This window comes from Flavobacterium sp. ST-158 (assembly GCF_058309975.1).
Genome location: NZ_JBZEEN010000007.1, coordinates 186975 through 213013 on the forward strand (window position 1 = coordinate 186975; position 26039 = coordinate 213013).

Annotated in this window: 26 protein-coding genes; 9 read left to right on the forward strand and 17 right to left on the reverse strand. The window is 33.9% G+C overall.

Annotated features, from left to right (window positions below):
• Positions 1-9: 9 nt before the first annotated feature.
• The 6 genes from yidC to AC4FRF_RS12165 all read left to right on the forward strand — a co-directional run bounded on the left by yidC (position 10) and on the right by AC4FRF_RS12165 (position 7076).
• Positions 10-1902 (forward strand): membrane protein insertase YidC, encoded by a 1893-nt coding sequence (yidC, locus tag AC4FRF_RS12140; protein WP_491159817.1) that lies wholly within the window; start codon positions 10-12, stop codon positions 1900-1902.
• Positions 1903-1996: 94 nt separating this feature from the next.
• A complete protein-coding gene (locus AC4FRF_RS12145; protein ID WP_491159818.1) occupies positions 1997-2710 on the forward strand; it encodes a toxin-antitoxin system YwqK family antitoxin in 714 nt (237 codons plus the stop codon).
• 97 nt (positions 2711-2807) lie between these two features.
• On the forward strand, positions 2808-3995 hold the full coding sequence (gene mnmA, locus AC4FRF_RS12150; RefSeq protein ID WP_491159819.1) for a tRNA 2-thiouridine(34) synthase MnmA: 1188 nt from the start codon (positions 2808-2810) through the stop codon (positions 3993-3995).
• A gap of 86 nt (positions 3996-4081) precedes the next feature.
• A complete protein-coding gene (locus tag AC4FRF_RS12155) occupies positions 4082-5701 on the forward strand; it encodes a S8 family serine peptidase (RefSeq protein WP_491159820.1) in 1620 nt (539 codons plus the stop codon).
• Between the two features lie 6 nt (positions 5702-5707).
• Complete coding sequence (locus tag AC4FRF_RS12160; protein ID WP_491159821.1) at positions 5708-6649, forward strand: NAD(P)H-dependent flavin oxidoreductase; 942 nt, start codon at positions 5708-5710, stop codon at positions 6647-6649.
• 13 nt (positions 6650-6662) lie between these two features.
• Positions 6663-7076 carry a hypothetical protein gene (locus AC4FRF_RS12165; protein ID WP_491159822.1) on the forward strand — a complete coding sequence of 138 codons (414 nt, stop codon included), beginning with the start codon at positions 6663-6665 and terminating at the stop codon, positions 7074-7076.
• 8 nt (positions 7077-7084) lie between these two features.
• Here AC4FRF_RS12165 and AC4FRF_RS12170 read toward each other — a convergent pair whose 3' ends face one another.
• A complete protein-coding gene (locus AC4FRF_RS12170) occupies positions 7085-7525 on the reverse strand; it encodes a DUF4268 domain-containing protein (RefSeq protein WP_491159823.1) in 441 nt (146 codons plus the stop codon).
• Between the two features lie 86 nt (positions 7526-7611).
• On the opposite strand from AC4FRF_RS12170, the gene AC4FRF_RS12175 reads away from it, so the two are divergent.
• Entirely contained in the window at positions 7612-8253 is a 642-nt protein-coding gene (locus AC4FRF_RS12175; RefSeq protein ID WP_491159824.1) for an NUDIX hydrolase, read from the forward strand.
• Positions 8254-8345: 92 nt separating this feature from the next.
• The gene (locus tag AC4FRF_RS12180; protein ID WP_491159825.1) at positions 8346-9161 is read left to right on the forward strand and encodes a lysophospholipid acyltransferase family protein; all 816 of its coding nucleotides are present in this window, start codon (positions 8346-8348) and stop codon (positions 9159-9161) included.
• A gap of 1 nt (position 9162) precedes the next feature.
• Here AC4FRF_RS12180 and AC4FRF_RS12185 read toward each other — a convergent pair whose 3' ends face one another.
• Positions 9163-10224 (reverse strand): DUF3810 domain-containing protein, encoded by a 1062-nt coding sequence (locus AC4FRF_RS12185; protein ID WP_491159826.1) that lies wholly within the window; start codon positions 10222-10224, stop codon positions 9163-9165.
• 106 nt (positions 10225-10330) lie between these two features.
• Between AC4FRF_RS12185 and AC4FRF_RS12190 the strand changes: the two genes are divergently transcribed.
• Positions 10331-11794 (forward strand): aminoacyl-histidine dipeptidase, encoded by a 1464-nt coding sequence (locus AC4FRF_RS12190; protein WP_491159827.1) that lies wholly within the window; start codon positions 10331-10333, stop codon positions 11792-11794.
• 310 nt (positions 11795-12104) lie between these two features.
• Here the strand turns inward: AC4FRF_RS12190 and AC4FRF_RS12195 are convergent, their stop codons facing one another.
• From AC4FRF_RS12195 to htpG, 15 genes are all read right to left on the reverse strand, one after another.
• Positions 12105-12872: a carboxypeptidase-like regulatory domain-containing protein gene (locus AC4FRF_RS12195; RefSeq protein ID WP_491159828.1), complete on the reverse strand. Its 768-nt coding sequence runs from the start codon at positions 12870-12872 to the stop codon at positions 12105-12107.
• Positions 12873-12961: 89 nt separating this feature from the next.
• Complete coding sequence (locus tag AC4FRF_RS12200) at positions 12962-14827, reverse strand: DEAD/DEAH box helicase (RefSeq protein WP_491159829.1); 1866 nt, start codon at positions 14825-14827, stop codon at positions 12962-12964.
• Between the two features lie 208 nt (positions 14828-15035).
• Positions 15036-15608 carry a non-canonical purine NTP diphosphatase gene (locus AC4FRF_RS12205; protein ID WP_491159830.1) on the reverse strand — a complete coding sequence of 191 codons (573 nt, stop codon included), beginning with the start codon at positions 15606-15608 and terminating at the stop codon, positions 15036-15038.
• Between the two features lie 290 nt (positions 15609-15898).
• Positions 15899-17407 (reverse strand): FMN-binding glutamate synthase family protein, encoded by a 1509-nt coding sequence (locus AC4FRF_RS12210; protein WP_491159831.1) that lies wholly within the window; start codon positions 17405-17407, stop codon positions 15899-15901.
• A gap of 96 nt (positions 17408-17503) precedes the next feature.
• Positions 17504-18307: an NYN domain-containing protein gene (locus AC4FRF_RS12215; protein ID WP_491159832.1), complete on the reverse strand. Its 804-nt coding sequence runs from the start codon at positions 18305-18307 to the stop codon at positions 17504-17506.
• Positions 18308-18418: 111 nt separating this feature from the next.
• Positions 18419-18958: an NADPH-dependent FMN reductase gene (locus AC4FRF_RS12220; protein ID WP_491159833.1), complete on the reverse strand. Its 540-nt coding sequence runs from the start codon at positions 18956-18958 to the stop codon at positions 18419-18421.
• Positions 18959-18967: 9 nt separating this feature from the next.
• Complete coding sequence (locus AC4FRF_RS12225) at positions 18968-19318, reverse strand: DUF2200 domain-containing protein (RefSeq protein ID WP_491159834.1); 351 nt, start codon at positions 19316-19318, stop codon at positions 18968-18970.
• A gap of 76 nt (positions 19319-19394) precedes the next feature.
• Positions 19395-19952 (reverse strand): DUF4256 domain-containing protein, encoded by a 558-nt coding sequence (locus tag AC4FRF_RS12230; protein WP_491159835.1) that lies wholly within the window; start codon positions 19950-19952, stop codon positions 19395-19397.
• 97 nt (positions 19953-20049) lie between these two features.
• Positions 20050-20616, reverse strand: coding sequence for a YdeI/OmpD-associated family protein (locus AC4FRF_RS12235; protein ID WP_491159836.1), 567 nt, complete (start codon positions 20614-20616; stop codon positions 20050-20052).
• A 42-nt stretch (positions 20617-20658) separates the two neighbouring features.
• On the reverse strand, positions 20659-21324 hold the full coding sequence (locus AC4FRF_RS12240; RefSeq protein WP_491159837.1) for a hypothetical protein: 666 nt from the start codon (positions 21322-21324) through the stop codon (positions 20659-20661).
• Positions 21325-21365: 41 nt separating this feature from the next.
• Complete coding sequence (locus AC4FRF_RS12245) at positions 21366-21737, reverse strand: DUF1801 domain-containing protein (protein WP_491159838.1); 372 nt, start codon at positions 21735-21737, stop codon at positions 21366-21368.
• Between the two features lie 409 nt (positions 21738-22146).
• Positions 22147-22674, reverse strand: a complete 528-nt coding sequence (locus tag AC4FRF_RS12250; RefSeq protein ID WP_491159839.1) for a hypothetical protein — start codon at positions 22672-22674, stop codon at positions 22147-22149.
• Between the two features lie 59 nt (positions 22675-22733).
• Positions 22734-23039: a GIY-YIG nuclease family protein gene (locus tag AC4FRF_RS12255; protein WP_491159840.1), complete on the reverse strand. Its 306-nt coding sequence runs from the start codon at positions 23037-23039 to the stop codon at positions 22734-22736.
• A gap of 224 nt (positions 23040-23263) precedes the next feature.
• Positions 23264-23851 carry a hypothetical protein gene (locus tag AC4FRF_RS12260; protein ID WP_491159841.1) on the reverse strand — a complete coding sequence of 196 codons (588 nt, stop codon included), beginning with the start codon at positions 23849-23851 and terminating at the stop codon, positions 23264-23266.
• Between the two features lie 296 nt (positions 23852-24147).
• Entirely contained in the window at positions 24148-26031 is a 1884-nt protein-coding gene (htpG, locus tag AC4FRF_RS12265; protein WP_491159842.1) for a molecular chaperone HtpG, read from the reverse strand.
• Between the last annotated feature and the right edge of the window lie 8 nt (positions 26032-26039).

Here is a 26039-nt window from a genome sequence, read left to right on the forward strand (position 1 = left end):
CGTATTAAAATGGAAGAAAAAAAGTTTGACCCCAATTCGTTAATTGGTTTTGTATTGATTTTCGGTATATTACTTTGGATAATGTATCAAAACAAACCTTCTGAAGCAGAACTTGCCGCAGAAAAAGCCAAAAAAGAATTGGTTGTTAAAGATCCAAAAGCGCAAAAAAATGTTGCTGCAATTACACCAACAGTTGCTGCAGCTGGTGATTCTTTGCAATTAGCACAATTACAAAAATCTTTAGGGAGTTTTGCTTATTCAGCTACTTTAGCTTCTGCAAAAGAGGAATTTACTACCATTGAGAACAAATTAGTAAAACTTAAAATTGCTAATAAAGGTGGTTATATTGTGGAAGCATCTTTAAAGGATTTTGAACGTACTAAAAAAGGTTCAGGCGAATTGGTACAATTAATAAAAGACAATAATGCTCAATTCAATTTGCAATTAGCTACTGTTGATAATCATACCTTAAATACAAAAGAACTTTATTTTGAACCAACTTTGACTAAAAATGGTGAAGACCAAATTTTGTCAATGCGATTAAAAGCCGCTCCTAATGCATATTTGGAATATAAATATGTATTAAAAGCAAATGATTATATGCTGGATTTTGATATTCAAACTCAAGGATTGAATACTATTTTAAAAACAGCTAAACCAGTTCAATTAGAATGGGATTTTAAAACCTATACTAATGAAAAAAGTGTTACTTACGAAAACCGTTATTCTGAATTGTATTTTGAATATGAAGATGCTAAAAAAGACTATTTAGGTCAAGGTCATGATAAGACAGAAACAGCAGAAGAGGTTTCTTATGTAGCTTACAAGCAACATTTCTTTTCTTCCATTTTGTTGTCTTCAACTCCATTTAAAACAGCTGAATTGTATTCTAACAATCTAGTAAATGATGCTAATGTTGATACTGTTTTTACAAAACAATTTAAGGCTGTTATGCCATTAGCATTCAAAAATGGGGAGTTAGACCAAAAAATGAATTGGTATTATGGACCTACAGATTATAAATTATTAAAATCTTACGATAGAAATTTAGAAGATATTGTAGCCTTAGGTTGGGGTATTTTTGGTTGGATAAACCGTCATATCTTTATTCCAACATACGGATTCTTAAGTTTGTTTATTTCACAGGGATGGGCTATTGTATTGTTTACTATTTTAGTAAAATTAGTTATGTCTCCCGTTACCTATAAATCATTCCTTTCTCAGGCTAAAATGAAAGTATTACGTCCTGAAATTACTGAAATTGGTGAGAAGTATAAGGATGAACCAATGAAAAAGCAACAAGAGACGATGAAGTTATACAACAAAGCAGGGGTAAATCCTATGGCAGGTTGTGTACCAGGTTTGTTGCAAATGCCAGTTTTCTATGCTTTGTTCCAGTTTTTTCCATCGGCTATTCAGTTAAGACAAAAAGGATTCTTATGGGCAGATGATTTGTCATCATTTGATTCGGTTTACAAATTGCCTTTCCATATTCCTGCTTATGGAGATCACGTTAGTTTGTTCCCTATTTTAGCTTCTATTGCTATTTTCTTTTATATGAGAATGACAACTGGTGACCAACAAATGGCAACACCACAACAAGAAGGTATGCCAGATATGGCTAAAATGATGAAAGTAATGGTGTATATTTCGCCGTTAATGATGTTGTTGTTCTTTAATAGTTATGCGTCTGGATTGAGTTTGTATTATTTTATTTCTAATACCATCACCATTGGAATCATGTTAGTAATTAAAAATTACATTATTGATAGCGATAAGATTCATGCTCAAATTCAAGAAAACAAAAAGAAAGAGCCTAAGAAACAAAGTAAGTTTCAACAAAAATTACAAGAAGCTATGGCACAACAAGAAGCCATGAAAGCTCAAAATAAAAAGAAATAATTCAGTCAAAAAAATCTCGTTCATTCGAGATTTTTTTGGTTAAAGAGATAATTTATAAGTAAGCTAATCCGTTTTTAGTTGATAAATAGTTTTTATGAAAATAAGATGTAAAATAGTTTTAGTTATAGGTCTAGTTTTAAGTTTTTCTAATCTTCAGGCTCAAAATACTTTTAATAATGTTGATGCTAATGGAAAGAAAGATGGCGTGTGGAAAGGTATTTATCCCGAATCCAAAAGACCTCGTTACGAAGGAACTTTTTCACATGGAAAAGAAATAGGGGAGTTCAAGTTTTTTGATGATACTAAAGCAGGAGCTGTAATTGCAACCCGAACTTTTAATCCTAATGATAATGTAGCATACACGGTTTTTTACGACCAAAATAAAAACAAAGTAAGCGAAGGTAAGGTGGTTAACAAATTGTTTGAGGGCGAATGGAAATACTATCATTTAGGAGCCAAAACAATTATGACGATTGAGCATTATAAAAATGGAAATTTAGAAGGAATACGTTCTGTATTTTTTCCTAGCGGAAAAATTGCTGAAGAAACCAATTATAAAAACAACTTGAAAAATGGCAGTTCTAAAAAATATTCCGAAAAAGGAGTTGTTTTAGAAGAAGCCACTTTTAATAATGACCAATATAATGGAGAAGCAATCTTTAGAGACGTTGATAACAATATTGTTTCTAAAGGTAATTTTACTAACGGAAAGAAAACGGGCATTTGGCAATTTTTCGAAAAAGGAAAATTAACCGCAGAGGAAAACATGAGTCATCCTACAACAAAAGGTTCATTAAAAACAAAGTAGATTTGGTTTAGAGGTTTTTGATTACAAACGATATGTTATAATGGACAGAATCGTTTGAAAACTTTGTACCTTTGCAGGCATAAAAATAAATTTTAGAATGAAACGTGTTGTAGTAGGACTTTCTGGAGGTGTAGATTCAAGTGTTGCCGCTTATTTGTTGCAGCAACAAGGCTATGAAGTGATTGGTCTTTTTATGAAAAATTGGCATGATGATTCGGTTACGATATCAAATGAGTGTCCATGGTTAGAAGATAGTAATGATGCTTTGTTAGTAGCTGAAAAGTTAGGAATTCCATTTCAAACCGTTGATTTAAGCGAACAATACAAAGAGAAAATCGTTGATTATATGTTCAACGAATACGAAAAAGGACGAACTCCTAATCCAGATGTACTTTGTAATCGCGAGATAAAATTTGATGTTTTCATGAAAATCGCCTTAAGTCTTGGGGCCGATTATGTAGCAACAGGGCATTATTGTAGAAAAGGAGAGGTTGAAGTAGATGGAAAGCCTGTTTACCAATTGCTTGCCGGTGTTGATGGAAATAAAGATCAATCCTATTTCTTGTGTCAGTTATCCCAAGAACAACTGGCTAAATCGCTTTTCCCAATTGGCGAATTAACCAAACCACAAGTGCGCGAAATTGCAGCCGAAATGGAATTGGTTACTGCCGAAAAGAAAGATTCTCAAGGTTTGTGTTTCATTGGAAAAGTGCGTTTACCAGAGTTTTTACAACAAAAATTACAACCTAAAGCAGGGGTTATTGTTCAAATTGATAAATCCAATTCGATTTATAATATAGCTATTCCGAGAGGATTAACGGATGAAGAAACCTTGTCATTGGTTTCCAGTCCTATCGAATATACACCAGAAATGGGTAAGGTTGTAGGTAGACATCAAGGGGCACATTATTTTACAATTGGTCAACGTAAAGGATTGAATGTAGGAGGAACTGCCGAAGGTTTATTTGTTATAGCAACTGATGTAGTTTCGAATACGATTTATACCGGAATGGGAAGCCATCATCCAGGTTTGTTTAGAAAAGCTTTGTTTGTAGAAAAATCTGAAGTACATTGGATTCGTCCTGATTTGGCTTTAGCCAATGGAGAAACGATGAAAGTAAAAGCAAGAATTAGGTACAGACAACCTTTACAAGACGCCACTTTACACCAATTTGAATCCGGAATGTATGTGTCTTTTGAAGAACCACAATCGGCAATTACCGAAGGACAATTTGTATCTTGGCATCTTGATGACGAATTAATAGGTTCGGGAGTGATTTCGTAGTTGTACTTTCAAAAAATAAACAATATATTTAAGTGATTAATTCTTTATTAAGATTAATCACTTTTTTTTATAAATACAATTGTACTATGAAAAAGCTTTGTTGGTTGATTTTTGTATTATTCCCTTTAATGGTTTTTTCGCAAGAAGAAGCTTGGGTATACTTTAATGCTAAAACAAACGAACAATATTATTATAATTCGCCACAGCAAATGCTGTCGCAGCGTGCATTAGATAGACGAAATATTCAAAATATTCCCTTAGATTTTAAAGATATTCCTTTAAATCCCGAATTTGTAAGTCGTATTAAAATGGTTTCGGGAATTCAAGTGATGGCCAAATCTAAATGGCTCAATGCAATTCATGTTAGAGGTTCACAAAGTAGTATTAACTCACTAAAAAACTTTGATTTTGTTGGCCAAGTTGATTTTGCAAACAAAGCTTTGAATGGAATCAATAAATCAGTTTCCGTTTCTAAAGTAGTTTTGCAGCAAAAGAAAAAAACTAAAAAAGAAAAAAAAATCAAAGCGTCTGGTGGTTATGCTTTGCAAATAGAAATGCTAAATGGACAGTTTTTACACCAAGAAAACTTTAAAGGTTCGGGCAAAATCATTGCTGTTTTAGATGCTGGTTTTTTAGGAGTAGACACTTCGCCAGCTTTTCAAAGGTTAAGAGCAAACAATCAAATTTTAGGCGGTTATAATTTTGTTAGCAGAGATAATAATTTTTATGCTAATGATACTCATGGAACGAATGTACTTTCTACCATGGCTGCTTATACTGAAAATTCATTAATAGGGGCAGCAATTGATGCTTCGTACTATTTATTTGTTACAGAAGATGTAAATGCTGAAAATCCTGTTGAAGAATCATTGTGGGTAGAAGCTGCTGAAAAAGCAGATAGTTTAGGTGTAGATATTATTAATAGTTCCTTGGGGTACACCGAGTTTGATAATCCTTCTTACAATCATAATTATAGTGATAGAAATGGAATTACTGCTTTTGCTTCTAAAGGAGCTGAAATTGCTAGTAGTCGCGGAATGTTGGTCGTAGTTTCGGCAGGGAATGAAGGGGGTACTGTTGATCCTTATATTGGAGTTCCGGCAGATGCTTTTTCGGTGATTACGGTTGGCGCGGTTGCTTCAGATAAAAAGAAAGTGGATTTTAGTTCTATTGGTCCTTCGGCTGATGGTAGAATCAAACCTGAGGTTATGGCTTTGGGGCAAAATGTAATTGTTTCAGACGAAAAAGGAAATGCTGTTTATTCAAATGGAACGTCTTTTTCTGCTCCTTTAATTTCGGGAATGTTAGCTTGTTTGTGGCAGGCACATCCTTATTTGACCAATGAAGAAATAAAAGAATTGTTGCTTGAATCTTCGAATAAATATGTGGATCCAGATAACGAATACGGTTATGGAATTCCAGATTTTAACTTGGCGTTAAGCAATGGAAGTTCGTTAAAAAAAGAATCATTCCAGTATTTTGTGGCTGTTCCCAATCCCACCACTGATATTGTTTCTATACATTTTCCAGTTACATTTAATAAAGGAACTATTTGGTTTTTTAGTGCTTTAGGACAAAAAGTTATAGAAAAAAAGGTTATGGAAAAAGAAGCGTCTTTTTCATTGGAAAGCTTGAGTAGCGGTGTTTATTTTTATAAAATAGAATCGGATGCATTTTCTAAATATGGTAAAATAATCAAAAAATAATATACAATGAACCCAATAGCAAAGCTTTTCAATATTCAATATCCCATTATTCAAGCAGGAATGGTCTGGGTAAGTGGTTATAAATTAGCCAGTGCTGTGAGTAATGCGGGAGGTTTGGGCTTGATTGGAGCAGGTTCTATGTATCCAGAAGTTTTACGGGAACATATTCAAAAATGCAAAAAAGCAACTTCTAAACCTTTTGGCGTAAATATTCCAATGTTGTATCCTAATATTGAAGAAATCATGCAAATTATTGTTGAAGAAGGCGTTAAAATTGTCTTTACTTCGGCAGGAAATCCAATGACATGGACGCCCTATTTGAAGCAAAATGGTGTTACGGTAGTTCATGTGGTCAGTAGTACTAAATTTGCATTAAAAGCACAGGCAGCAGGTGTAGATGCTATAGTTGCCGAAGGTTTTGAAGCAGGTGGTCATAATGGAAGGGAAGAGATGACTACTTTTACTTTGATTCCAATGGTGAAAGAACAAATAAAAATTCCTATTATTGCAGCGGGTGGAATTGCTAATGGAAACGGAATGCTGGCAGCCATGGTTCTTGGAGCAGATGGTGTTCAAATAGGCAGTAGATTTGCGGCTTCGGTAGAATCATCGGCTCATGATAATTTCAAACAAACAATTTTGAATACAAAAGAAGGAGGCACACAATTAACATTGAAAGAATTGACTCCGGTTCGGTTGATAAAAAATAAATTTTTTGAAGATATTCAGGAATTGTATGCCAAATGTCCAACCAAAGAAGATTTGACTCAATTATTAGGAAGAGCACGTGCTAAGAAAGGCATTTTTGAAGGAGATTTGGTTGAGGGAGAATTAGAAATTGGTCAGATTGCCGGATTAATTCACGATATAAAACCCGCAAAAAGAATTATTTTAGATATAATGCAGGAATATCAATTAGCTAAAAAAAGTGTTGCCCAGTTTTTATAATAAATAGATTAAAATGACAAAAATAAAATGCTTTTACATAAGTCTACTTTTTTTAGGAATTGGCCTGCAGCAATCCTATAGTCAAACGTATAAGTTTAGAACTTCAGGCTTTAGCGTTTTAGAAAAAAACGAAAAAGGAAAATGGGGCAAATGGTCCGATTTGAGTTTGGTTAATATTACTGTCACCTTAGATACTAATAAAAATAGAATAATTGTATATTCTAGAAACATCCAATTGTATGAAATATTAACTTACCAACCAGAGTCAGAATCCGAAAGTGATTTAGTTTATTCTTTTACTTGTAAGGATAATGATGGTTTGGATTGTACGGTTTCAATTATTACCCGAAAAAAACAAGATAACCGCAAGCAATTGTATATTACCTATCCAGATTATGTGATTGTCTACAATATTTTTACGATGTAAAACTCTAATTATTCATTTTCAATATCCTTGATAAACTCATCATATTCTAGATAAAAACGTTCTAAAGCATCCATTTTATCATTGAAAAAATCAAAAATACTATCCCAATGATTGCGGTTGCTAAAACCTACACCTAGTTTTTCTACCCAAATACGGCTAATGGTTTTTCCGTTTTCTAGAACATAATCTTGCTCAAAAACTAAATCACTGATAAATTCTTCGTCTAAAATATTTTTTAAAGCGACTAGTTTTTCAAAATAAGCCGTTCTTTTTTCGTTATTGCGGTGTTCAATATCAATAAGAACTTGGGCTTTTTTATTATCCACATAAAATTTAAAAGAGAAATCTTTAATCTTTGTGTCGTATAATAGCCATTTTCGCGGATATTTTTCGGCAAATGTGACCCAGAATTCTCGTTTTAATCGTTGTGTTTCTTCTTTACTATACATTTTAGATGCTTTGGCTTTAGAAAATTTGTACAAACTTGTTTTCTAAAGTATATTTATGTTTTTATTGCAAAAATAGACTTTCGATTATGGATTTTCAATGTTTTTTAAAATTTATACCTGATTTAGTTCAAGCACCACTGACGGCATTGGCTTCTCATGAAAAGATGATGCCTTTTGAGCGCAAAGAACTTTTGGCTAAAATAAATTTGAAAGAAAAGAATCCTAAAGAGGCAGCGGTTACCATGTTGTTCTATCCTAAAAACCAGCAGACACATTTGGTTTTAATCGTTCGCAATTCGTACAAAGGCGTACATTCGGCTCAAATTGCTTTTCCCGGTGGAAAATTCGAAAAAGAAGATTTCGATTTTCAAGCTACTGCTCTAAGAGAAACCGAAGAAGAAATAGGAATTACACGTAGTAAAATTGACATTATAAAAGCTTTTACTCCGTTATATATTCCGCCAAGTAATTTTATGGTGCATCCTTTTTTAGGCATTTGTAAAGAAGAAGTTCAATTTGTTCCTGATCCATTGGAGGTGGCTGCTATCATCGAATTGCCTTTGACTGATTTTAGAAATGATGCTATTATTTCTGTCGAAAAATTATCTACTTCTTATGCTACCAATATTGAAGTTCCCGCTTTTATGATAGATGGACATGTTGTTTGGGGAGCCACAGCCATGATGTTGAGTGAATTGCGAGATGTTTTAAATACTATTTTGCTATAAAAACGATTAATAAAGGGCAATCTGAAATATAAGGCTCAAATAAAAAAGTTGTAATTTTGCAATCCAATTTTAAAAAATGAAATTTATAGTTTATGGGACTAATTAAAAGAAATCCTTTTGGACATATCTTATTTCTAAAAAAATGGTTGATCCGTGTTTTTGGGAGCTTTACTCATAGACGTTATCGCGGTTTTAACGATTTGCAAATTGAAGGTTCAGAGATTATTCGAAATTTACCAGATGCCAATGTGCTTTTTATTTCCAATCATCAAACCTATTTTGCCGATGTAGTGGCTATGTTTCATGTGTTTAATGCCAGTTTAAGCGGCCGTATTGATTCTATTAAGAACATTGGTTATCTATGGCAACCCAAAATGAATATCTACTATGTAGCTGCTAAAGAAACCATGCGTTCTGGGTTATTACCTAAGATTTTGTCTTATGCTGGTGCTATTCCTGTAGAAAGAACCTGGCGCTCAGAAGGAGTAGATTGTACGGAAAAAAAGGCGGTAAATCCTAACGACACAGAAAATATCAAAAAAGCACTCCGCGATGGTTGGGTGATTACTTTTCCACAAGGTACTACACGTTCTTTTAAACCAGTTAGAAAAGGAACGGCACATATTATAAAACAACATCGTCCTATTGTAGTTCCTATTGTTATTGATGGTTTTAGACGTTCTTTTGATAGAAAAGGAATCCGAATGAAAAAGAAAGGAATTCTACAATCTTTTATCATAAAAGAACCACTTCAAATTGATTATGATAACGATTCTATTGATGAGATTGTTGAAAAAATAGAGTATGCCATCGAGCAGCATCCTTCTTTTTTAAAGGTAATTCCAGCCGAAGAAATAGAAGAACAAGAGCAATTGAACAAATTGCGTCAATGGGAAATTGATTCTTAGTTTACAAAGCTCTTTTTTTGTAATAATTCACCATTAAATCTACAAATCTACTGTAGCTGTCAATACCTTCTTTCTGTTGATTAATTTTGAGATAACGATCGTAAAAAGCATGAAAACCTTTTTCGATTGGGGTTTGATATTGCATCCAGAATTGCTCACTTTCTTTATAGTTTTTTATAATACCAGGATGAACGGTTTTTAGTAATTCATCATATGTTTTTTCATCTCTAAGGTACCAATTATTCAAACAATAACGCAACGCAAAGCTGTAGCCAGAATATTTAAAATACAAATCAGTATTGTTTGTTGACGCTAAAAAACCAATGAAATTGCATTCGCTTTCGCTAGCATAACCCAATTGATGTGCCATTTCATGACAGCTGGTGGTGGGTAAATTATACATTGGAATTAAATAATTTACTTGGGCTTCATTGGTAAAAGGATTCAAATATCCGCCAAATCCCATATAAGTTAGCGGTAAGCTAAATAAGGATTTCTTGAGGCTTAGATGTTGGTAAGTAAAAAATGGATAGTTGGTAGATAGGTTTTTGTAACCGTTTAAATTCTTTAGAAATGTCTGTTCGTGTGTGTATGGATAAACTACTTTCGAGCTGTCATCTTTAGTAATTTGACTGTGAATTTGATTGGTTTTAGCAATAATTTTTTTTGTAAAATCCAACAAATCAGCATCCGAATATTCACGTTCAATGTTCATTTTTTTGAAAAGAGGAACTCTGTAATAGTTGATTGCCCAAAGAAAATGAAAGCAGAAATAGAATACGGAAAATACACTCAAGATAGCTAATATTTGATTTTTCCAATTTGTTTTCCAAGTCTTTCTATTGTTCCAAAACCATTTTAAAGTCCATACAATCAATATAAAATACAATACGTCTCCTATTGAAAACGGAATCCAGCCCAGCGTAATCCTAAGAAAATTAGAAAAGAGTGGATATATTCCATTGCTGTAAAAACGTTCAACAGATTCTGGAAAAAAACGAATTATTTTGAGAATTAAAATCTGGATTACTAGTAATAATGGGAGTAGGTATTTGCGTTTCAAAATAGCATTTTTATAGTGTTGTAAATATAATTACAATATTCAATTTATTAGCCGAAAAGGATTTTAAACTTTGTAACTTTGAGTTTTTTAAATCGAAACACAAGATATGAGTCAAGAGATACGAAATTTAGAACCTAAGGCATTATGGAATAATTTTGCCAATTTGAATGCAGTACCGCGACCTTCTAAAAAAGAAGAACGCATAGTTGCATTTATGAAAGACTTTGGTAAAAACTTAGGTTTAGAAGTTTTTGAAGATGAAATTCATAATGTAATCATTCGTAAGCCGGCAACAGCGGGAATGGAAAATCGTAAGCCAATTGTATTACAAGGACATTTGGATATGGTGCACCAAAAGAATGCTGATACGGTGTTTGATTTTGAAACCCAAGGAATCGAAATGTATGTAGATGGCGATTGGGTACGTGCTAAAGGAACAACTTTAGGAGCAGATAATGGACTGGGAGTTGCAGCAATTATGGCTGTTTTAGAAAGTACTACTATTGCACATCCAGCTATTGAAGCTTTGTTTACTATCGATGAAGAAACAGGAATGACTGGTGCAATGAATTTAGAAGGTGGCCTGTTGCAAGGTGAAATTCTGTTGAATTTAGATACCGAAGAAGATGATGAAATTGATATTGGTTGTGCCGGAGGAATTGATGTTACAGCAGAAGCAGAGTATGATGAAGAGGAAACTCCAGAGCATTCAGTAGGTTATGCTATTACCGTAAAAGGACTTAAGGGAGGACATTCAGGAATTGATATTCATAAAGGTTTGGGTAATGCCAATAAAATAATGAACCGATTGTTGTTTGATGGTTTTGATAATTTTGGTTTGCAAATTTCAGAAATTCATGGTGGAAGTTTGCGGAATGCTATTCCGCGTGAAAGTGTTGCTAAAGTAATTATTGCTTCGGTTTATGATGAGGCTTTTGTTTTTGATATGCAACAAATTGTCAATGAAATCAAAAATGAGTTAAAAACCACCGAACCTGATTTGGAAATTGTTTTCGAAAAATTGAAAAAAGTTCCTGCAAGTGTAATGCCATCAATGGCACAATATTATTTTGTTCGTTCTATGGCTACTGCTGCAAATGGCGTCCACAGAATGAGCGCCGACTTTGATAATTTAGTAGAAACTTCAAATAACATAGCTAAGGTTAGTTTAGGAAAAGGAAAACTAGCGGTTCAATGTTTAACACGTTCTTCTGTCGAATCGGCTAAGTTTGATTTAGCTAATGAATTGCGTTCTGCTTTTGAATTAATGGGCTGCGAAGTGGAGATTTCAGGTTCTTATCCAGGTTGGACTCCAAATCCTGATTCGGCTATTTTAGCTGCTTTGATTCCAATTTATGAAAGACAAAATGGAGAAAAACCTAAAGTAGTGGCTTGTCATGCTGGATTAGAATGTGGAATTCTAGGAACTAATTATCCTGATATGGATATGATTTCTTTTGGACCAACTATCCAAGGTGCACATTCTCCTGATGAAAGAGCCAGTATAAGTTCGTCTCAAAAATTCTGGAAGTTTTTAGTTGAAATTTTAGCTAATATTCCAGTGAAATAAAAGTATTCAGAGTTCCGATTTTAGTGTTCAGTTTGTTGCTGAATACTAAAATCGGAATACTGATCACTATAATTTAATCTCTTTTAGGACTGTTCTTTTTTTCTCTTTTCTCTTCCTTCTTTTCTTTGGCTGTTTTTAGCGGTTCTTTTTTGACATTCTTTTTAGTGTCTTGACTTTTTGCCATCTTAATTGGGTTTTATGGTTGTGTTTTAGTAAATGTAGGTCTTATTGTGTTTGCTTTTCTTTTTTATAGATAAAAAAATCCCCAACTACTTTGTAATTGAGGATTTATTCATTGTGTTTAGTTTTTTTATTTCTTTTTCAAGATTTTATATTGTTCATAACAGCCACTTATGGCATCCATGATTTGCAAGTCGTTTGCCGTTTGTATAAAAGATTCTGAATAATTGCAACGTTGTAAAATTTCAGGAATTTCTTTTTTATCTATGCCTAATAAAACAGCTAAGGTTTCGCGGTCAAATTTAGATTCTAAAAGATTTCTCACGGTATCGTCTTTTTTCATTTCCTTTAGTTTTTTTAACTCCGTTGATTTTTTACCAAAGAAATTATACAACATATCGGCAGGATTAAAAATAGACCCCAATACTTTTCCAAAAGCTCCAGGAGAGTATTCTCCAGCTTCGTAACCATTGTTTAATCCAGAAATACTATAACGGTAGTTGTTATTTACAGGAATAGTTTTAGAATCCACTTCTAGATAGCCCGTTAAATTAAAAGGACGTATTACAACTTCCTCTAATGCAATGGCTTTTTCAGTTAAGAAAATCTTAGAAACTTTATTTTTTATCCAGTCATTGGTTACTTTAACTCTTAGAGATTGAAAACCTAATAAGGATAAATGTAGGGTATCTGAAGGGTGAACATCAATTTCAAAATATCCGTTAGAATCGGTTATTGCGCCTCTTACTTTATTGATGTTGATAACGTTAACTCCGGGAAGGGGAGTCTTATTGTTATCATTGTAAATATATCCTGTTACTTTTTGCGAAGTAACTACTTCTTGGGCAAAAGTGGGTACAGCTAGGACTAAAAATAAGAAAACTACAAAATATTTCATAAACTGGTTTAAAACTTTAAAAGTAATAAAACGGCTTTAAATATTTTGTAGTTTATTATTTTAATTATAAGAAAATTAACAATAGCTTGTTAGTCTCTTCTTGGTCTTCTTGGTCTTGGTGAATCTCCAAAGCTTTCAGAGCGTCTAGGTGCTCTGTCTGAAGAACCTTCTCTTCTTGGAGCACTGCTTCTTTCACTTCTAAAACCACCATCTCTTGGAGCGGAGTTTCTGTCGCTTCTAAAACCTCCTTCACGTCTTGGAGCAAAACTACCTTCACGTCTTCCTCCTTCGCGTCTTCCGCCAGAGTTTCTTCCGTTATGGTCACGTCTTCCACCACCGTCGTTTTTAGAGATTTCTACATTAATACGACGTCCTTCTAATTGTACGTTGTTTAATACTTCCATTACTTTATCGGTGTGTTCAGGATCAGTGTTAAAGAAAGAGAAACCTTCTTTTACATCTACTTTGAAAACGTCATCACGACCTAAGTCTAATGTTTCTTTCAAGTAATCTTTCAATGACATCCAATCAAAGTTGTCTCTAGAACCAATGTTTACAAAATATCTGGTAGCGCCACCATTATTGTTTTCTCTTGGTGCACGATCGTCTCCACGCTCACGTCTATCAGAACCTGAAGCAGAAATATCTCTTGTTTTCTTGTAGTAATTTATGAAACGGTTAAATTCAACAGAAACCATTTTCTTGATCAATTCTTCTTTAGTTAGACCTTCAAGAACATCGTTAATAGCAGGTAAGTAGTTGTCAATTTCGTGATCTACCTCTGTATCTTTAATTTTATTGGCTAAGTGCAACAATTGAATTTCGCAGATTTCAATTCCAGAAGGGATTGTTTTTTCTTCGAATTTTTGTTTGATGATTCTTTCGATAGAAGAAATTTTACGCAATTCACTTTTAGTTACAATAACGATAGAAGTTCCTAATTTACCAGCACGACCTGTACGACCAGAACGGTGATTGTAAGTTTCAATTTCGTCAGGTAATTGGTAGTTTACTACGTGAGTAATGTTGTCTACGTCAATTCCACGAGCCGCAACGTCTGTTGCAACTAACATTTGGATTTGTCTTCCTCTAAAAGATTTCATTACACCATCACGTTGTGCTTGAGATAAATCTCCGTGCAAAGCGGCAGCGCTGTAACCATCTTCAATTAATTTTTCAGCAATAGCTTGTGTATCTCGTTTTGTTCTACAAAAAACTACTGAGAAAATGTCTGGATTAGCATCAGCTAAACGTTTCAAAGCTTCGTAACGGTCACGCGCATTTACTAAATAAAATTCGTGTGAAACTGTTGCTGAACCTGAGTTTTTAGTACCAACAGTAATTTCTTCAGGGCTTGTCATGAATTGTTTTCCAATTCTAGCAACCTCTGCTGGCATAGTAGCAGAAAACAACCATGTGTTTTTTTCGTCTGGGGTTGTTGAAAGGATGTTTACGATATCATCATAGAATCCCATGTTCAACATTTCGTCTGCCTCGTCAAGAATACAATAATTAATTTGAGTGATGTTTACTAATCCTCTGTTAATCATGTCTTGCATTCTACCTGGAGTAGCCACAATAATTTGTGCTCCTCTTTTAATGTCTCTCGCTTGTTCGGTAATACTAGCCCCACCGTAAACTGCTACCACATTAATACCTTTTTCGTATTTGGAGTAGTTTTTAAGTTCGTTGGTAATCTGTAAGCAAAGCTCGCGCGTTGGAGATAAAATTAACGCCTGTGTATTTCTGTTGTCAGCATCAATTTTTTGGATAACTGGAAAACCAAAAGCTGCCGTTTTCCCTGTCCCAGTCTGAGCCAACGCAACTAAATCTGTATCTTTTTCCAATAATAGGGGAATCGCTTTCTCCTGTACTTCTGACGGATTTTCAAATCCTAGATCTTTAATCGCCTTCAGTAACGATTCACTCAATCCTAATTGTTCAAATTTATTCATATGTATTTTTAAAATAGGGTGCAAAATTACTGTTAATAATCGATATAAACTAATGCATTTCTAAGTTTTAGTGATTTAATAGCTTTTGATTATCAGAAAGTTATGTTTTAAAACAAAAAACACAACTTTCTTTTTTCTATTTTTACAACTATAATTGGAAATCTTTCTAATAAAAATGAACAAAAATGTTGGATTTAAAACAATTATTTTATTTGCTTAAAAAAGAAATTAGCATTTGTGTGGCTTTTCCTCTATGGCTAATTTGATTTTTAATTGTCAAGTCTAGTTCGGCAAAAGTTTCTTGGTATCCTTCGGGCTGAAAAATAGGATCGTAGCCAAATCCTTGATTTCCTGATTTTTCAGAGGTAATTTTTCCTTTGGCTACGCCTGTAAATAAATGTTGTTCTCCTTTTAGGTTTAAAGCTATTACAGTTTTAAATTGAGCTGTTCGGTTATTTGTATCTGATAAAGCTTTGAGTACTTTATCCATATTGTCATTTGAGTCTTTATGTTCTCCGGCATAACGAGCCGAATAGACTCCTGGTTCACCATTAAGTGCGTCAATTTCAAGACCTGTATCATCAGCAAAACAATCGTAACCATATTTTTGGGTTACATAATTAGCTTTTAAAATAGCATTTCCTTGAATAGTATCAGCTGTTTCAGGAATTTCTTCCAAACAGCCAATAGCTTCAAGACTTAGAATTTTTATAGAATCTGGAAGTAATTGCTGAATTTCTTTGATTTTGTTTTTATTGTTGGAAGCGAAAACAAGTTGCATTTTTTAATTGATTTTTGAATTTTTAATGAATGAATTATTAATGTTTTGTGTTTATTTGACTGGTTTCTTAAATAATTGATAATTAATATGTTAGGTGTTTAAAAAAAGCGGATAATTGCAATTTATTCAAATTAATGTTGTATCTTTATACTGTGGTTTTGATTCATTACTTGTGTATGTTAATTTGGGTAGAAAAAATGAAAACACAATCATCAGCAGCATTTAGTTAATTATAAGTTGAGAATAGTAAATCAAAACCAATGGGGAGGGCTTTAATAGCCCTCCTTTTTTTAGTGCTTAGTTACATTTGTTAAATTGTCTGGGAAATAAAGATCGGAAAGATGGGTGAACTCATCTCCACGCATGAATATGGAAACATCTACATCTTCATAACTTGATTTTCCGGCAGCGGCTAATAATTCATTAGCAGCATAAAGGGTATTTTTGTGAAAATGATAGACTCTTTCAAACTTATCACTAACAGATAATCCTTTGATAAGCATTTTGTCTTGGGTAGCTACTCCAACAGGGCAGTTGTTTGTATTGCAGCGCAATGCCTGAATGCATCCTAGCGAAAACATAAAGCCACGTGCACTGTTACATAAATCGGCACCTAAAGCAATGGCTTTTAGGATAGCGTGCCCCGAAATAATTTTTCCGCTACAGATAATGCGTATTTTATCACGGATGTTGAATCGGATTAAAGTTTTGTTTACAAAAATAAGTGAAGGTTCTAAAGGCATTCCAACACCATCTGAAAATTCTAAAGGAGCAGCTCCCGTACCACCTTCGGCACCATCAACAGTGATGAAATCCGGAAAGCAATTTTGATCTATCATTTCCTGACAAATAGCTTCAAATTCGGTTGTTTGACCAATACAAAGTTTAAATCCGATGGGTTTTCCATTAGCCAATTCACGCAAATGTGCTACAAATTGAATTAGGCCTTTGGGACTGTCAAAAGCAGTATGACAAGGCGGAGAAAGAATTGTAGTGTGTGGTTTTACACCTCTAATGTTTGCAATTTCTTCCGTGTTTTTTGCTGCTGGTAAAACACCACCATGACCAGGTTTAGCTCCTTGAGATAATTTGATTTCAATCATCTTTACACTCGGAAGATTAGCTTTTTCTTTAAATTTTTCAGCATTAAAATTACCTTCGTCGTTGCGACAACCAAAATAACCGGTACCAATTTGCCAAGTGATATCACCTCCTTGTAAATGGTATTTGGTCAATCCTCCTTCGCCAGTGTTATGGTAGAAGTTCCCTTTTAAAGCACCTTTGTTGAGCGCCATAATGGCATTTTCACTCAAAGAACCAAAACTCATGGCTGAAATGTTCAATAAGGAAGCCGAATAAGGTTGCTTACAATCGGCTCCGCCAATAGTAATTCGAGGCAACTCTTCGTGTACTTTTGCAGGAAAAATAGAATGCTTTAATCCTTCATAAGAAGAAGTGTTGATGTCTAATTGTGTTCCAAAAGGCGTTGTTGCACCAATGTTTTTTGCACGTTGATAGGCTAAGGAACGTTCGTTTCTAGAAAATGGTTTTCCATCAGTTGTTCTTTCAATAAAATATTGTTGAATTTCTGGGGCTATTTCTTCAAACATATATCTGAAATACCCTAAAACAGGAAAGTTTCTAAGAATGGCATGTTTGTGTTGAAGGCTATTAAAGAAACCAATAACCAGTAAGATAAAAATAGAAATAGCTATTAAAAGACTGGTTTTGAATAAAAAATGTGCTGCTAGACTTAGAATTAAAAGTCCAGTACCAATAATAAAAAATTCTTTTCTCATAATAAAAAAGGCTTGGGATTATCTAAAATAAAAAGAATATATAAGAATTAAGTAAATCCTGAATGTTTTTAATATTTTCTTTTGGGTGCTGATGATCTAGCTAAAAAGCAGGCGAACATAAACATGCTTGATTCCTTTTTTGTCGGAATCTCTTTCGTCTATTTCCAGGATATCGGTTAGGGATTTTAGCATCGGAGTAAGTTTGGAAAAACCATAATTTCTAGGATCAAACTCTGGTTTTTTCTTGACAATCAGGTTTCCTACATCGCCCAAGAAAGCCCAGCCACTATCATCGGCAATATCGTCAATGGAATCTTCGATAAGATCAATAGTACGTTCGTCAATTTTATTTAATGGTTTTTCTGAAGGTTTTTCGGTGGCTTTAGTAGTAGTTTTTTCAACTGGTTTTTTAGTGTCTACAGTAGCAGTCTTCGTTGCTTTTTTCTTCTTAATAGCTCCGTCTAAAACTTCGATGAAGATAAAACGATCGCAGGCACTAATAAAGGGTTTTGGAGTTTTTTGTTCGCCAATTCCAATTACTTTCATACCTGATTCCCGCAATCTGGTGGCCAAACGGGTAAAATCACTATCGCTGGAAACAATGCAAAAACCGTCCAGTTTTCCGGAATATAATAAATCCATCGCATCAATAATCAAGGCTGAATCCGATGAGTTTTTACCTGTAGTATAGCTGTATTGTTGAATAGGTGTAATGGCGTGTTCTAATAAAACCCCTTTCCAGCCATTGGCATTGGGTTTTGTCCAATCGGCATATATGCGTTTGGTGGTTGGTGTTCCGTATTTAGTGATTTCTTCCATCATTCCTTTTACATTACTATAAGGAACATTATCGGCATCAATAAGAACAGCAAGTTTGAGTTCTTTGGTATTTTGTGACATAAGTATTTTGTTTGTGCTCTAAAGATAGTAATTCTTTAGAGGGGAAGTGTCTTAAAACAATTTTTAAAGTTTTGTTAATGTTGTTTTTTAGAATAAACTGGTAGGTGTTTTTCACCCTTTTTTTACCAAACCTACAAAAGTATCCCTGAAATTCTTTAGTTGTTTTAAAGTTTCATCATGGATTATATTTCCTTGTGCATCAAATTTTCCTTTTATTCCTGAGATTAGCAAAGTAGTTTCAGTGGTAAATTTTGCCATTGCTGTTTGCATGATGAGTTGGAGTTCTTCGTGTGCTTTTTGGCCATTGGCAGAGGCAGTGATAAGTCCTGTGGGTTTGTCGCTAAAAATGGTGGTGGCAATGCACCATTCGATAGCATTTTTTAGTCCGCTTGGGATGCTGAAAATATATTCTGGAGTACAAATCAGTATGCCATCGGCATTTTGAATGGCGTTTCTAAGTGCGATAATTGCTTCGGGAGGATTATTCTCAGAAAGTTCTGGGTCAAAGTGTGGAAGCGATTTTAAGTCAGTGTAAATATTGAACTGGAATTGGTCTTGAGATAAGTTGGCTAAGTATTTTACCAATTTTAAATTGGCAGAATTAGCACTGGCACTGCCTATTATCGCTAAAATTGTTTTCTTGTTACTCATGTTGATTTCTTATTTCCTCAAAATTTTATCCATCGATTTTCCTTTTGCTAATTCGTCAATTAATTTGTCTAAATAGCGAATTTGCTGCATCAGCTTATCTTCAATTTCTTCTACGCGATAGCCACATATAAGACCAGTAATTTTAGAGGTATTCGGATTCATTTGCGGTGCTTGCGCAAAAAAAGTTTCAAAGTCTGTTTTGTTGTCTAGAATTTCCTGCAAGGATTGTTCGTTGTATCCGGTAAGCCAAAATATAATATTGTCCACTTCTTCTTTTGTACGTCCTTTTTTCTCTGCTTTATTGATATAATGTGGATACACACTGGTAAAAGCCATTTTGAAAATTTTGGTATTTTTCATTTTTGTTGGTTTTTGATACTTGAAAAAAAAATAGATTGCCTAGGGTTGCAATAGCATTGTTAATGTATTTAAAAAATCAAACTTTTAATGCTCCTCTAAATCCTCTGGCAGCATAATAGGATTCGGCGCCGTTGTGATAGATAAAGACATTTCCATAGCGGAAATCAGCAAAAATGGCACCGCCTAATTTTCTGATTTCGGCTGGAGTTTCAATCCAACTCGATGTTTTGGTATCAAATTTTCCCAGTTTTTGTAATTCTCGGTATTGTTGTTCTGATAAAAGTGTGATTCCCATTGCAGCAGCCACATCTTCTACATTGTTTTTAGGTTTGTTTTCTTTTCTTGCCTCTAATGCCTGACGGTCATAACAAAGACTTCTGCGGCCTTTAGGACTTTCGGCTGAACAATCGTAAAAAGTATATTCGTCGGTATTTTTATCATAATGGACAACATCCGGTTCGCCGCCTGTTTGTTCCATTTCGTTTAGTGACCAGAGTTTTTCAGGATTAGATTCTAGTTTTGCTTGAACTTTATTCCATTCAATACCTTCATGGCGGTTTCTGTTTTTTTCAAAGCGGTCTTTTACAATTTGCAAAAGTGATTCAGTTTCAGTTGATGACAATTTTCTTTTCATAATACTAATTGTTTTTATTATGTCACACTGAGCTTGTCGAGATGTTTTTTATTGATGTCTTCGACAGGCTCAGACTGACAGTAGTATAATTAAAATTCTATCTCATTTTACAGTTTCGCTCGCACAAATCGATGATTTGAGCTATTCGGTTTTGTCTGGTTGCTGACCGTTTGGCTTGGTTTAGCCAGTACAAATAACTTTTTTTATAGGTTTTACTAAAGTTGTTATAATTGGAAAAAGCTTGCTGATTTTTATCAAATTCGAGTTGTAAGTCTTGCGGGATTTCTAAGTTTTCTACAGCGTCTAAACTTTCCCAAGAACCATTTTTCTTAGCAATTTCAATTTTTTCCAAGCCACTTTCTTGCATTAAATTAGCAGCAATTAATTCTTCTATATAGGTTTTGTTGAGTTTACTCCAAACGCTTTTGTCTTTGCGGGGTGTAAAAAGTTGTTGCCTTCGGTCTTCGTCCAGTTTTTTAACCGTAGAATCAATCCAACCGTAACAAATAGCCACTTTTACTGCTTCTTCCCAACGCATGCTTTCGGCTTCATGAGAAACTTTGTAAAAAATCAAATACACTGCTTTGTGAGAAGCGTGGTTTTCATGCAGCCAGGCTCTCCATTCGGAAGCGTTTTTAAAGTATAAGGTTGGTTTTTCGTGCATGGGGAATTCTTGTTGAATTTTTTAAAAAATAAAATTAGGGGTTTATTCGTAATCTTCTAAATAGAGTTCGTCAAAATCGTTAATTTTAGATAGTTTGATGAGCGGATTTTGCTTAATGGTTTTCCAAGTTTCTTTAAAAATTTCTTCACCACCTTCATCGTTTTTGTTGATATTTTCTTTTATTAGTTTCTTTTTAGTCAAGAAATTAATACTAGTTTCATTGCTAATTACAGCTCCACCATTGCTATTATCATAACCTATTAAATCAAAATCAGCGTTTTTATATCTAAAAGTATATTTCCAATAGCCATATCTACCGTGTCCGTAATGCATAATCAAGTTTCCTTTTTCTATAAAAATGCTTAAATCAGGTGGGAAATAAACACCACCATCTTCATTTTCAGAAGAGAAACAAGTGTAGTTTTTTGCAACCAATTCGTAATGGTCTTTTTTGTTTAATAAAACTATAATACCTCTTCGATTTCGGTCTAATTCTCCACGATTTTCATCTTTAACAAATTTACTTTTATCAGTGGCTTTTATGATAAGAACACAATCCTCAACACCATCTTTATCTAAGTCACCGTTTATTTTTTCAAAAAGGACAAAGCCTTTAGGTATAAAATGAGATGTCTTTTTTTCTTGTTTTTGTTGACCAAATACTAGTGTTGCGAAAAGTGTGGAAAGAAGAATTAGTGTTGTTTTCATTGTTTGTTTTGTATCTCTATTTCGATTTAATAGTAATCTTGTTATTCTTTAATTTTTATAACTCCTGTCCGGTATAAGTTTAATGCTTTTTGTAAAATAGTTTCAATGGTCTTTATAGGCAAATCTTTGTTTGGATTAACTCTGAAAATTTTCATTCGAGAACGCTTGCCTTCTTCCAATTTTGGGTGGTCAAGGTGTTTTCCTTCTACCATAAGAATATAAGGTTCATCGGTTTTTTTATCGGTCCACAAGTAGCAAAATATTTTTTTCTTGTAGCAGAAGCAGGGCATTCCATACTTTTTTGTTTCAATAATATTAGTGTCTTGTTTAAGGATAATGCTGCGTAGCGCAAGCAAAGAACTCTTGTGTGGTTCTTCTTTATTCAAATAGTAATTATCAAGTTGCTCAAGCATTTTTTTATTTTAGTGTAATTAAAAAATCTATTTAATTAGAAATCTCATCTAGTAACTTGATAAAATAGCTGTTCTTTGTGGGCAAGGACTGTAAATCTGTGCAATTGGAACCCAAAGCTACAAAATAAAAGAGTAAGTTTAGTTCGTCATTAAGGAGCTGCAAAATGCTTCGGTGTATTTGCAATTTGCTCAAAGGTCTCTGCAAAATGCTCAAAGACATTTGCAATTTACTCAGAGGTATTTGTAATTTACTCAAAGGTTTCTGCAAAATGCTCAGAGGTATTTGCAATTTACTCAAAGGTTTCTGCAAAATGCTCAGAGGCATTTGTAACTTGCTCAAAGGTATCTGCAAAATGCTCAGAGATATTTGCAATTTAATTAAAGGTTGTTGCAACTTTGTCGAGGACATTTACAGGGTTGAAATACTTTTGATTCGGATTCCAATAAAGCAATCGTCCATACAGCCTTTTTCATTATAGCCGCAAGTTGAAATGAGTCCGTTGTTTTTGGTTTCAAAATAGGTGTTAGAGTTTTTTCTCTTAATTAACCATTCGTTTTCTGCCTTGGCATAGATTTCATCTAATGTCAACGGACTTGCAGCATTAGAATTGGGATGACTGTTTATCTCGTTTTTATTTTCTGTCCATGCTAAATCTTCCTGAGGGACATTTTCCGGTGTTCCTAAATATTCAAAATCCCGTTGTATTACAACTCCGTTGGATACAGTAATAGTTGTTTTCCAACCGGAAGTTGAAAATACCGAACCTCCGGTTACCACATATTGATACGAATTATTAGAGGTTGCTTTAAAATCCAGCCAAACGCTTTTGCTTTTTTCGAAATCATTTTGATAATTTAAAGTATCATCATCATTTGAGCAGGAAAACAGACAAATGTTGATTAGCAAAAGTGTAATAATGTAAATGGATTTTTTCATGGTTGTGTTGTTTGAAGGTTTGTTAGGTTGATTTGGATTTTTAAATTTTCAACTAATTATTATTCAGTCATTATATTTCTAATTTCGTCAAATAAATCTTTCCATGTGGGATTAATAGATTGTATCAATTTGTTTTTGGCAGCTCTTGAACCTGCTTTTATTTGTTTTTCTCGGGCTATAGCATCTTCAATCCATTGAAATTGCTCGTAGTAAACTAATGTGTTTACATCGTATCTGGCTGAAAAGGAGGTTGGGTATTTCTTGTTTTTATGTTCTAAAATTCGTTGAGGAAGATTTGATGTAACACCAACATAAACTACCGTTTGGTATTTATTGGTGATGATATATACAAATCCTGGTTTCATTCTTTTTTGGTTTTATTTAGCGATTAGATTTACTTTTTTTTAGTGAGATTAAATTACCTTGTTAGTACGATTACATCTACTCGTGTTAGTGAGATTGCTTCGCTGTCGCTCGCAATGACTTATGCCGTCCAGTATGTCATTGCGAGGAACGAAGCAATCTCACTATGTAATTCTACAAAGTTGCTACTCGTTGAGAGTACAGATTACAAATCTGTGTTGTCTGATTAAATTTGTATTATTTTCCATGTTTCACCTTGTTTTTCCAAGAAATATGAACTTCCATATATACAACCCACTGATTTTGTATCAACTTCTATATATGCTTTCTTATTGTCACTTGAGAATATTGGATTTGAAATAATGATATATTCAAAATTTGATTTTTTATCTTTAAGTTCAGTTAAAGAAAAGGCCTTGATTTTTTTGGATATTTCGTTAGAAATTAATTTACTGCTTGTGCAATAATTTTGTTCAACAAAATTTAAAGAATCATTTTTATCGAAAAATGCTTTACCTCTATAGTTTGTTTTTAGAAGTGTTTCTAAGTAAACGTCCGAGTTGACAGATATTAAATCTGTTTTAGGTGGAAGTCTAATAATTACTTTTTTCTTTTTGACATTGAAGTCAGTCCTAATATTGAGTTTTTTTAAACTTGTACAAATTGGGAATATATTTTCTGATGTTGTGTCTATAAGAGTTAATAATATATTGTTAGTTTCAATTTCTCTTATTTTTATATTATCATTACAGTTTTGTCTGTTATTACAACTTATGGTTATGATCAAAATCAAAAAAGCAGCGACTTTTTTCATATGATTCTTGATTTAGTAATTATTTTATTTTCAAATATATTAAAATATTCTTACAAAATATCTTTTGGAAAGGAAATGAATTTAGTAGCCCTGATAGAGCCGATATCCTCGTAGCGTAGCGAAGAGATAAAGGCGAAAGCAGGAGGGAAGTGCTTATGAAAACCCAATCTTTCTGCTCCTAAAACAAAAAAAGACCTGCCAGTTTGCACCAGCAGGTCTTGTATTTTGGTGAGATTCCGAAACAAGTTCGGAATAAGCGATTCACACCATTTTATGTTATAAAATGGGTTCTCTGCTTATTTGATCAACTCAAAACTACGTTTTACAAAAGCCGTTAAAGCTTCTCCTTTTAGTAAGTTTTGCGATAATTTAGCCAAGTCTAAGGCTTGTTTTACAAGGCTTTCTTGTGCTGTTTTGTCTTCGGTACTTAAAATGGTGGTTGCCAAAGGCGAATTAGTATTTACCACCAAATTGTACATTTCCGGCATGTTGCCCATTCCGAACATTCCGCCACCGCCAGTTTGGCTCATTTCTTTCATTCTACGCATGAATTCTGGTTGCGTGATGATAAATGGTGCTGCCTGGCTGTCCATAGCTTCCAGTTGTACGGTGTATGTTTTTGGGATATAAGACTCTAAAGAAGTTTTCAGGCTTTCTTTTTCTTCCTCAGAAAGTTTAGAAATGGTGGTTTCTTCTTTCTTGATTAGGTTGTCAATATGATCCGAATCCACACGAACGAAAGTTAAATCTTTATTGTCGTTTTCCAGTTTTTGCATTAAATGCGAGATAATTGGCGAGTCTAATAATAAAACTTCGTATCCTTTTTCTTTAGCAATTTCAATATAAGAGTGTTGCTCTTCTTTGTTTCCTGCGTATAAAACAACCAGTTTTCCGTCTTTGTCGGTTTGTGCTGCTTTTAGGTTTTCTTTTAATTCGTCAAGTGTAAAGTATTTGTCGTCCACTGTTGGGTACAATACAAATGCGCCTGCTTTTTCGTAAAATTTATCTTCAGAAAGCATTCCGTATTCCAGAACGATTTTAATATCATTCCATTTTGCTTCAAAATCGGCTCTGTTTTCGTTGAATAAGGATTTTAATTTATCAGCAACTTTACGGGTAATGTAGTTTGAGATTTTTTTCACGGCACCATCAGCCTGCAATCCGGAACGGGAAACGTTCAAAGGAATGTCAGGTGAATCAACCACACCGCGAAGCATCATCAAGAATTCAGGAACAATTCCTTCTACATTATCGGTAACAAATACTTGGTTTTGGTACAATTGGATTTTGTCTTTCTGGATTTGCATGTCCGAGCCTAATTTTGGGAAATACAAAATACCAGTCAAGTTAAAAGGATAATCTACATTCAGGTGAATGTTGAATAAAGGTTCTTCAAATTGCATTGGATACAATTCGTGGTAGAACGTTTTATAATCTTCCTCATTCAAATCAGCTGGTTGTTTAGTCCAAGCAGGATTAGGATTGTTAACGATATTGTCAACTTCAATAGTTTCGTTTACGTAATCTTCCGGAGCATCTTCTGGTTTAGGTAAAGTTTCAGTTCTGGTTCCAAATTTAATTGGAATAGGCATGAACTTGTTGTATTTATTCAATAATCCGCTGATTTTTGAATCTTCTAAAAATTCTAAAGAGTCTTCAGCAATATGAAGGATGATTTCTGTTCCGCGTTCCGTTTTGTCGGCTGGTTCTAATGAAAATTCAGGACTTCCGTCGCAAGTCCAGTGTGCTGCTGGTTCGTCTTTGTATGATTTTGTGATAATTTCCACCTTAGAAGCTACCATAAAAGCCGAGTAGAAACCTAGTCCGAAATGGCCAATAATTCCAGAATCTTTAGCGGAGTCTTTGTATTTTTCCAAGAATTCTTCAGCACCCGAAAAAGCCAGTTGGTTAATGTATTTCTCTACTTCTTCAGCCGTCATACCAATACCTTGGTCAATGATGTGCAGTTTTTTGCCTTCTTTGTCAATCTTTACTTCAAGTATTGGGTTGCCATATTCTACTTTGGCTTCGCCAATATTGGTAAGATGTTTTAATTTTAATGTTGCATCTGTTCCATTCGAAATTAATTCACGCAAAAAGATCTCGTGATCGTTGTATAAGAACTTTTTAATTAGCGGAAAGATGTTTTCCACTGAGACGTTAATTTTTCCAGTTGTCATATTTAAAA

Excerpts from the sequence above, each read along its gene's own strand:
- AC4FRF_RS12175 (WP_491159824.1), top strand. The coding sequence starts at position 7,612 with ATGGATTTTCAATGTTTTTTAAAATTTATACCTGATTTAGTTCAAGCA.
- AC4FRF_RS12145 (WP_491159818.1), top strand. The coding sequence starts at position 1,997 with ATGAAAATAAGATGTAAAATAGTTTTAGTTATAGGTCTAGTTTTAAGT.
- AC4FRF_RS12205 (WP_491159830.1), bottom strand. The coding sequence starts at position 15,608 with ATGCAACTTGTTTTCGCTTCCAACAATAAAAACAAAATCAAAGAAATT.
- AC4FRF_RS12260 (WP_491159841.1), bottom strand. The coding sequence starts at position 23,851 with ATGAAAAAAGTCGCTGCTTTTTTGATTTTGATCATAACCATAAGTTGT.
- AC4FRF_RS12195 (WP_491159828.1), bottom strand. The coding sequence starts at position 12,872 with ATGAAATATTTTGTAGTTTTCTTATTTTTAGTCCTAGCTGTACCCACT.
- AC4FRF_RS12160 (WP_491159821.1), top strand. The coding sequence starts at position 5,708 with ATGAACCCAATAGCAAAGCTTTTCAATATTCAATATCCCATTATTCAA.
- AC4FRF_RS12245 (WP_491159838.1), bottom strand. The coding sequence starts at position 21,737 with ATGCTTGAGCAACTTGATAATTACTATTTGAATAAAGAAGAACCACAC.
- AC4FRF_RS12235 (WP_491159836.1), bottom strand. The coding sequence starts at position 20,616 with ATGCACGAAAAACCAACCTTATACTTTAAAAACGCTTCCGAATGGAGA.
- AC4FRF_RS12225 (WP_491159834.1), bottom strand. The coding sequence starts at position 19,318 with ATGAAAAATACCAAAATTTTCAAAATGGCTTTTACCAGTGTGTATCCA.
- AC4FRF_RS12255 (WP_491159840.1), bottom strand. The coding sequence starts at position 23,039 with ATGAAACCAGGATTTGTATATATCATCACCAATAAATACCAAACGGTA.
- AC4FRF_RS12180 (WP_491159825.1), top strand. The coding sequence starts at position 8,346 with ATGGGACTAATTAAAAGAAATCCTTTTGGACATATCTTATTTCTAAAA.
- AC4FRF_RS12215 (WP_491159832.1), bottom strand. The coding sequence starts at position 18,307 with ATGTCACAAAATACCAAAGAACTCAAACTTGCTGTTCTTATTGATGCC.
- AC4FRF_RS12170 (WP_491159823.1), bottom strand. The coding sequence starts at position 7,525 with ATGTATAGTAAAGAAGAAACACAACGATTAAAACGAGAATTCTGGGTC.
- AC4FRF_RS12155 (WP_491159820.1), top strand. The coding sequence starts at position 4,082 with ATGAAAAAGCTTTGTTGGTTGATTTTTGTATTATTCCCTTTAATGGTT.
- mnmA (WP_491159819.1), top strand. The coding sequence starts at position 2,808 with ATGAAACGTGTTGTAGTAGGACTTTCTGGAGGTGTAGATTCAAGTGTT.
- AC4FRF_RS12190 (WP_491159827.1), top strand. The coding sequence starts at position 10,331 with ATGAGTCAAGAGATACGAAATTTAGAACCTAAGGCATTATGGAATAAT.
- yidC (WP_491159817.1), top strand. The coding sequence starts at position 10 with ATGGAAGAAAAAAAGTTTGACCCCAATTCGTTAATTGGTTTTGTATTG.
- AC4FRF_RS12165 (WP_491159822.1), top strand. The coding sequence starts at position 6,663 with ATGACAAAAATAAAATGCTTTTACATAAGTCTACTTTTTTTAGGAATT.
- htpG (WP_491159842.1), bottom strand. The coding sequence starts at position 26,031 with ATGACAACTGGAAAAATTAACGTCTCAGTGGAAAACATCTTTCCGCTA.
- AC4FRF_RS12200 (WP_491159829.1), bottom strand. The coding sequence starts at position 14,827 with ATGAATAAATTTGAACAATTAGGATTGAGTGAATCGTTACTGAAGGCG.
- AC4FRF_RS12230 (WP_491159835.1), bottom strand. The coding sequence starts at position 19,952 with ATGAAAAGAAAATTGTCATCAACTGAAACTGAATCACTTTTGCAAATT.
- AC4FRF_RS12220 (WP_491159833.1), bottom strand. The coding sequence starts at position 18,958 with ATGAGTAACAAGAAAACAATTTTAGCGATAATAGGCAGTGCCAGTGCT.
- AC4FRF_RS12240 (WP_491159837.1), bottom strand. The coding sequence starts at position 21,324 with ATGAAAACAACACTAATTCTTCTTTCCACACTTTTCGCAACACTAGTA.
- AC4FRF_RS12210 (WP_491159831.1), bottom strand. The coding sequence starts at position 17,407 with ATGAGAAAAGAATTTTTTATTATTGGTACTGGACTTTTAATTCTAAGT.
- AC4FRF_RS12250 (WP_491159839.1), bottom strand. The coding sequence starts at position 22,674 with ATGAAAAAATCCATTTACATTATTACACTTTTGCTAATCAACATTTGT.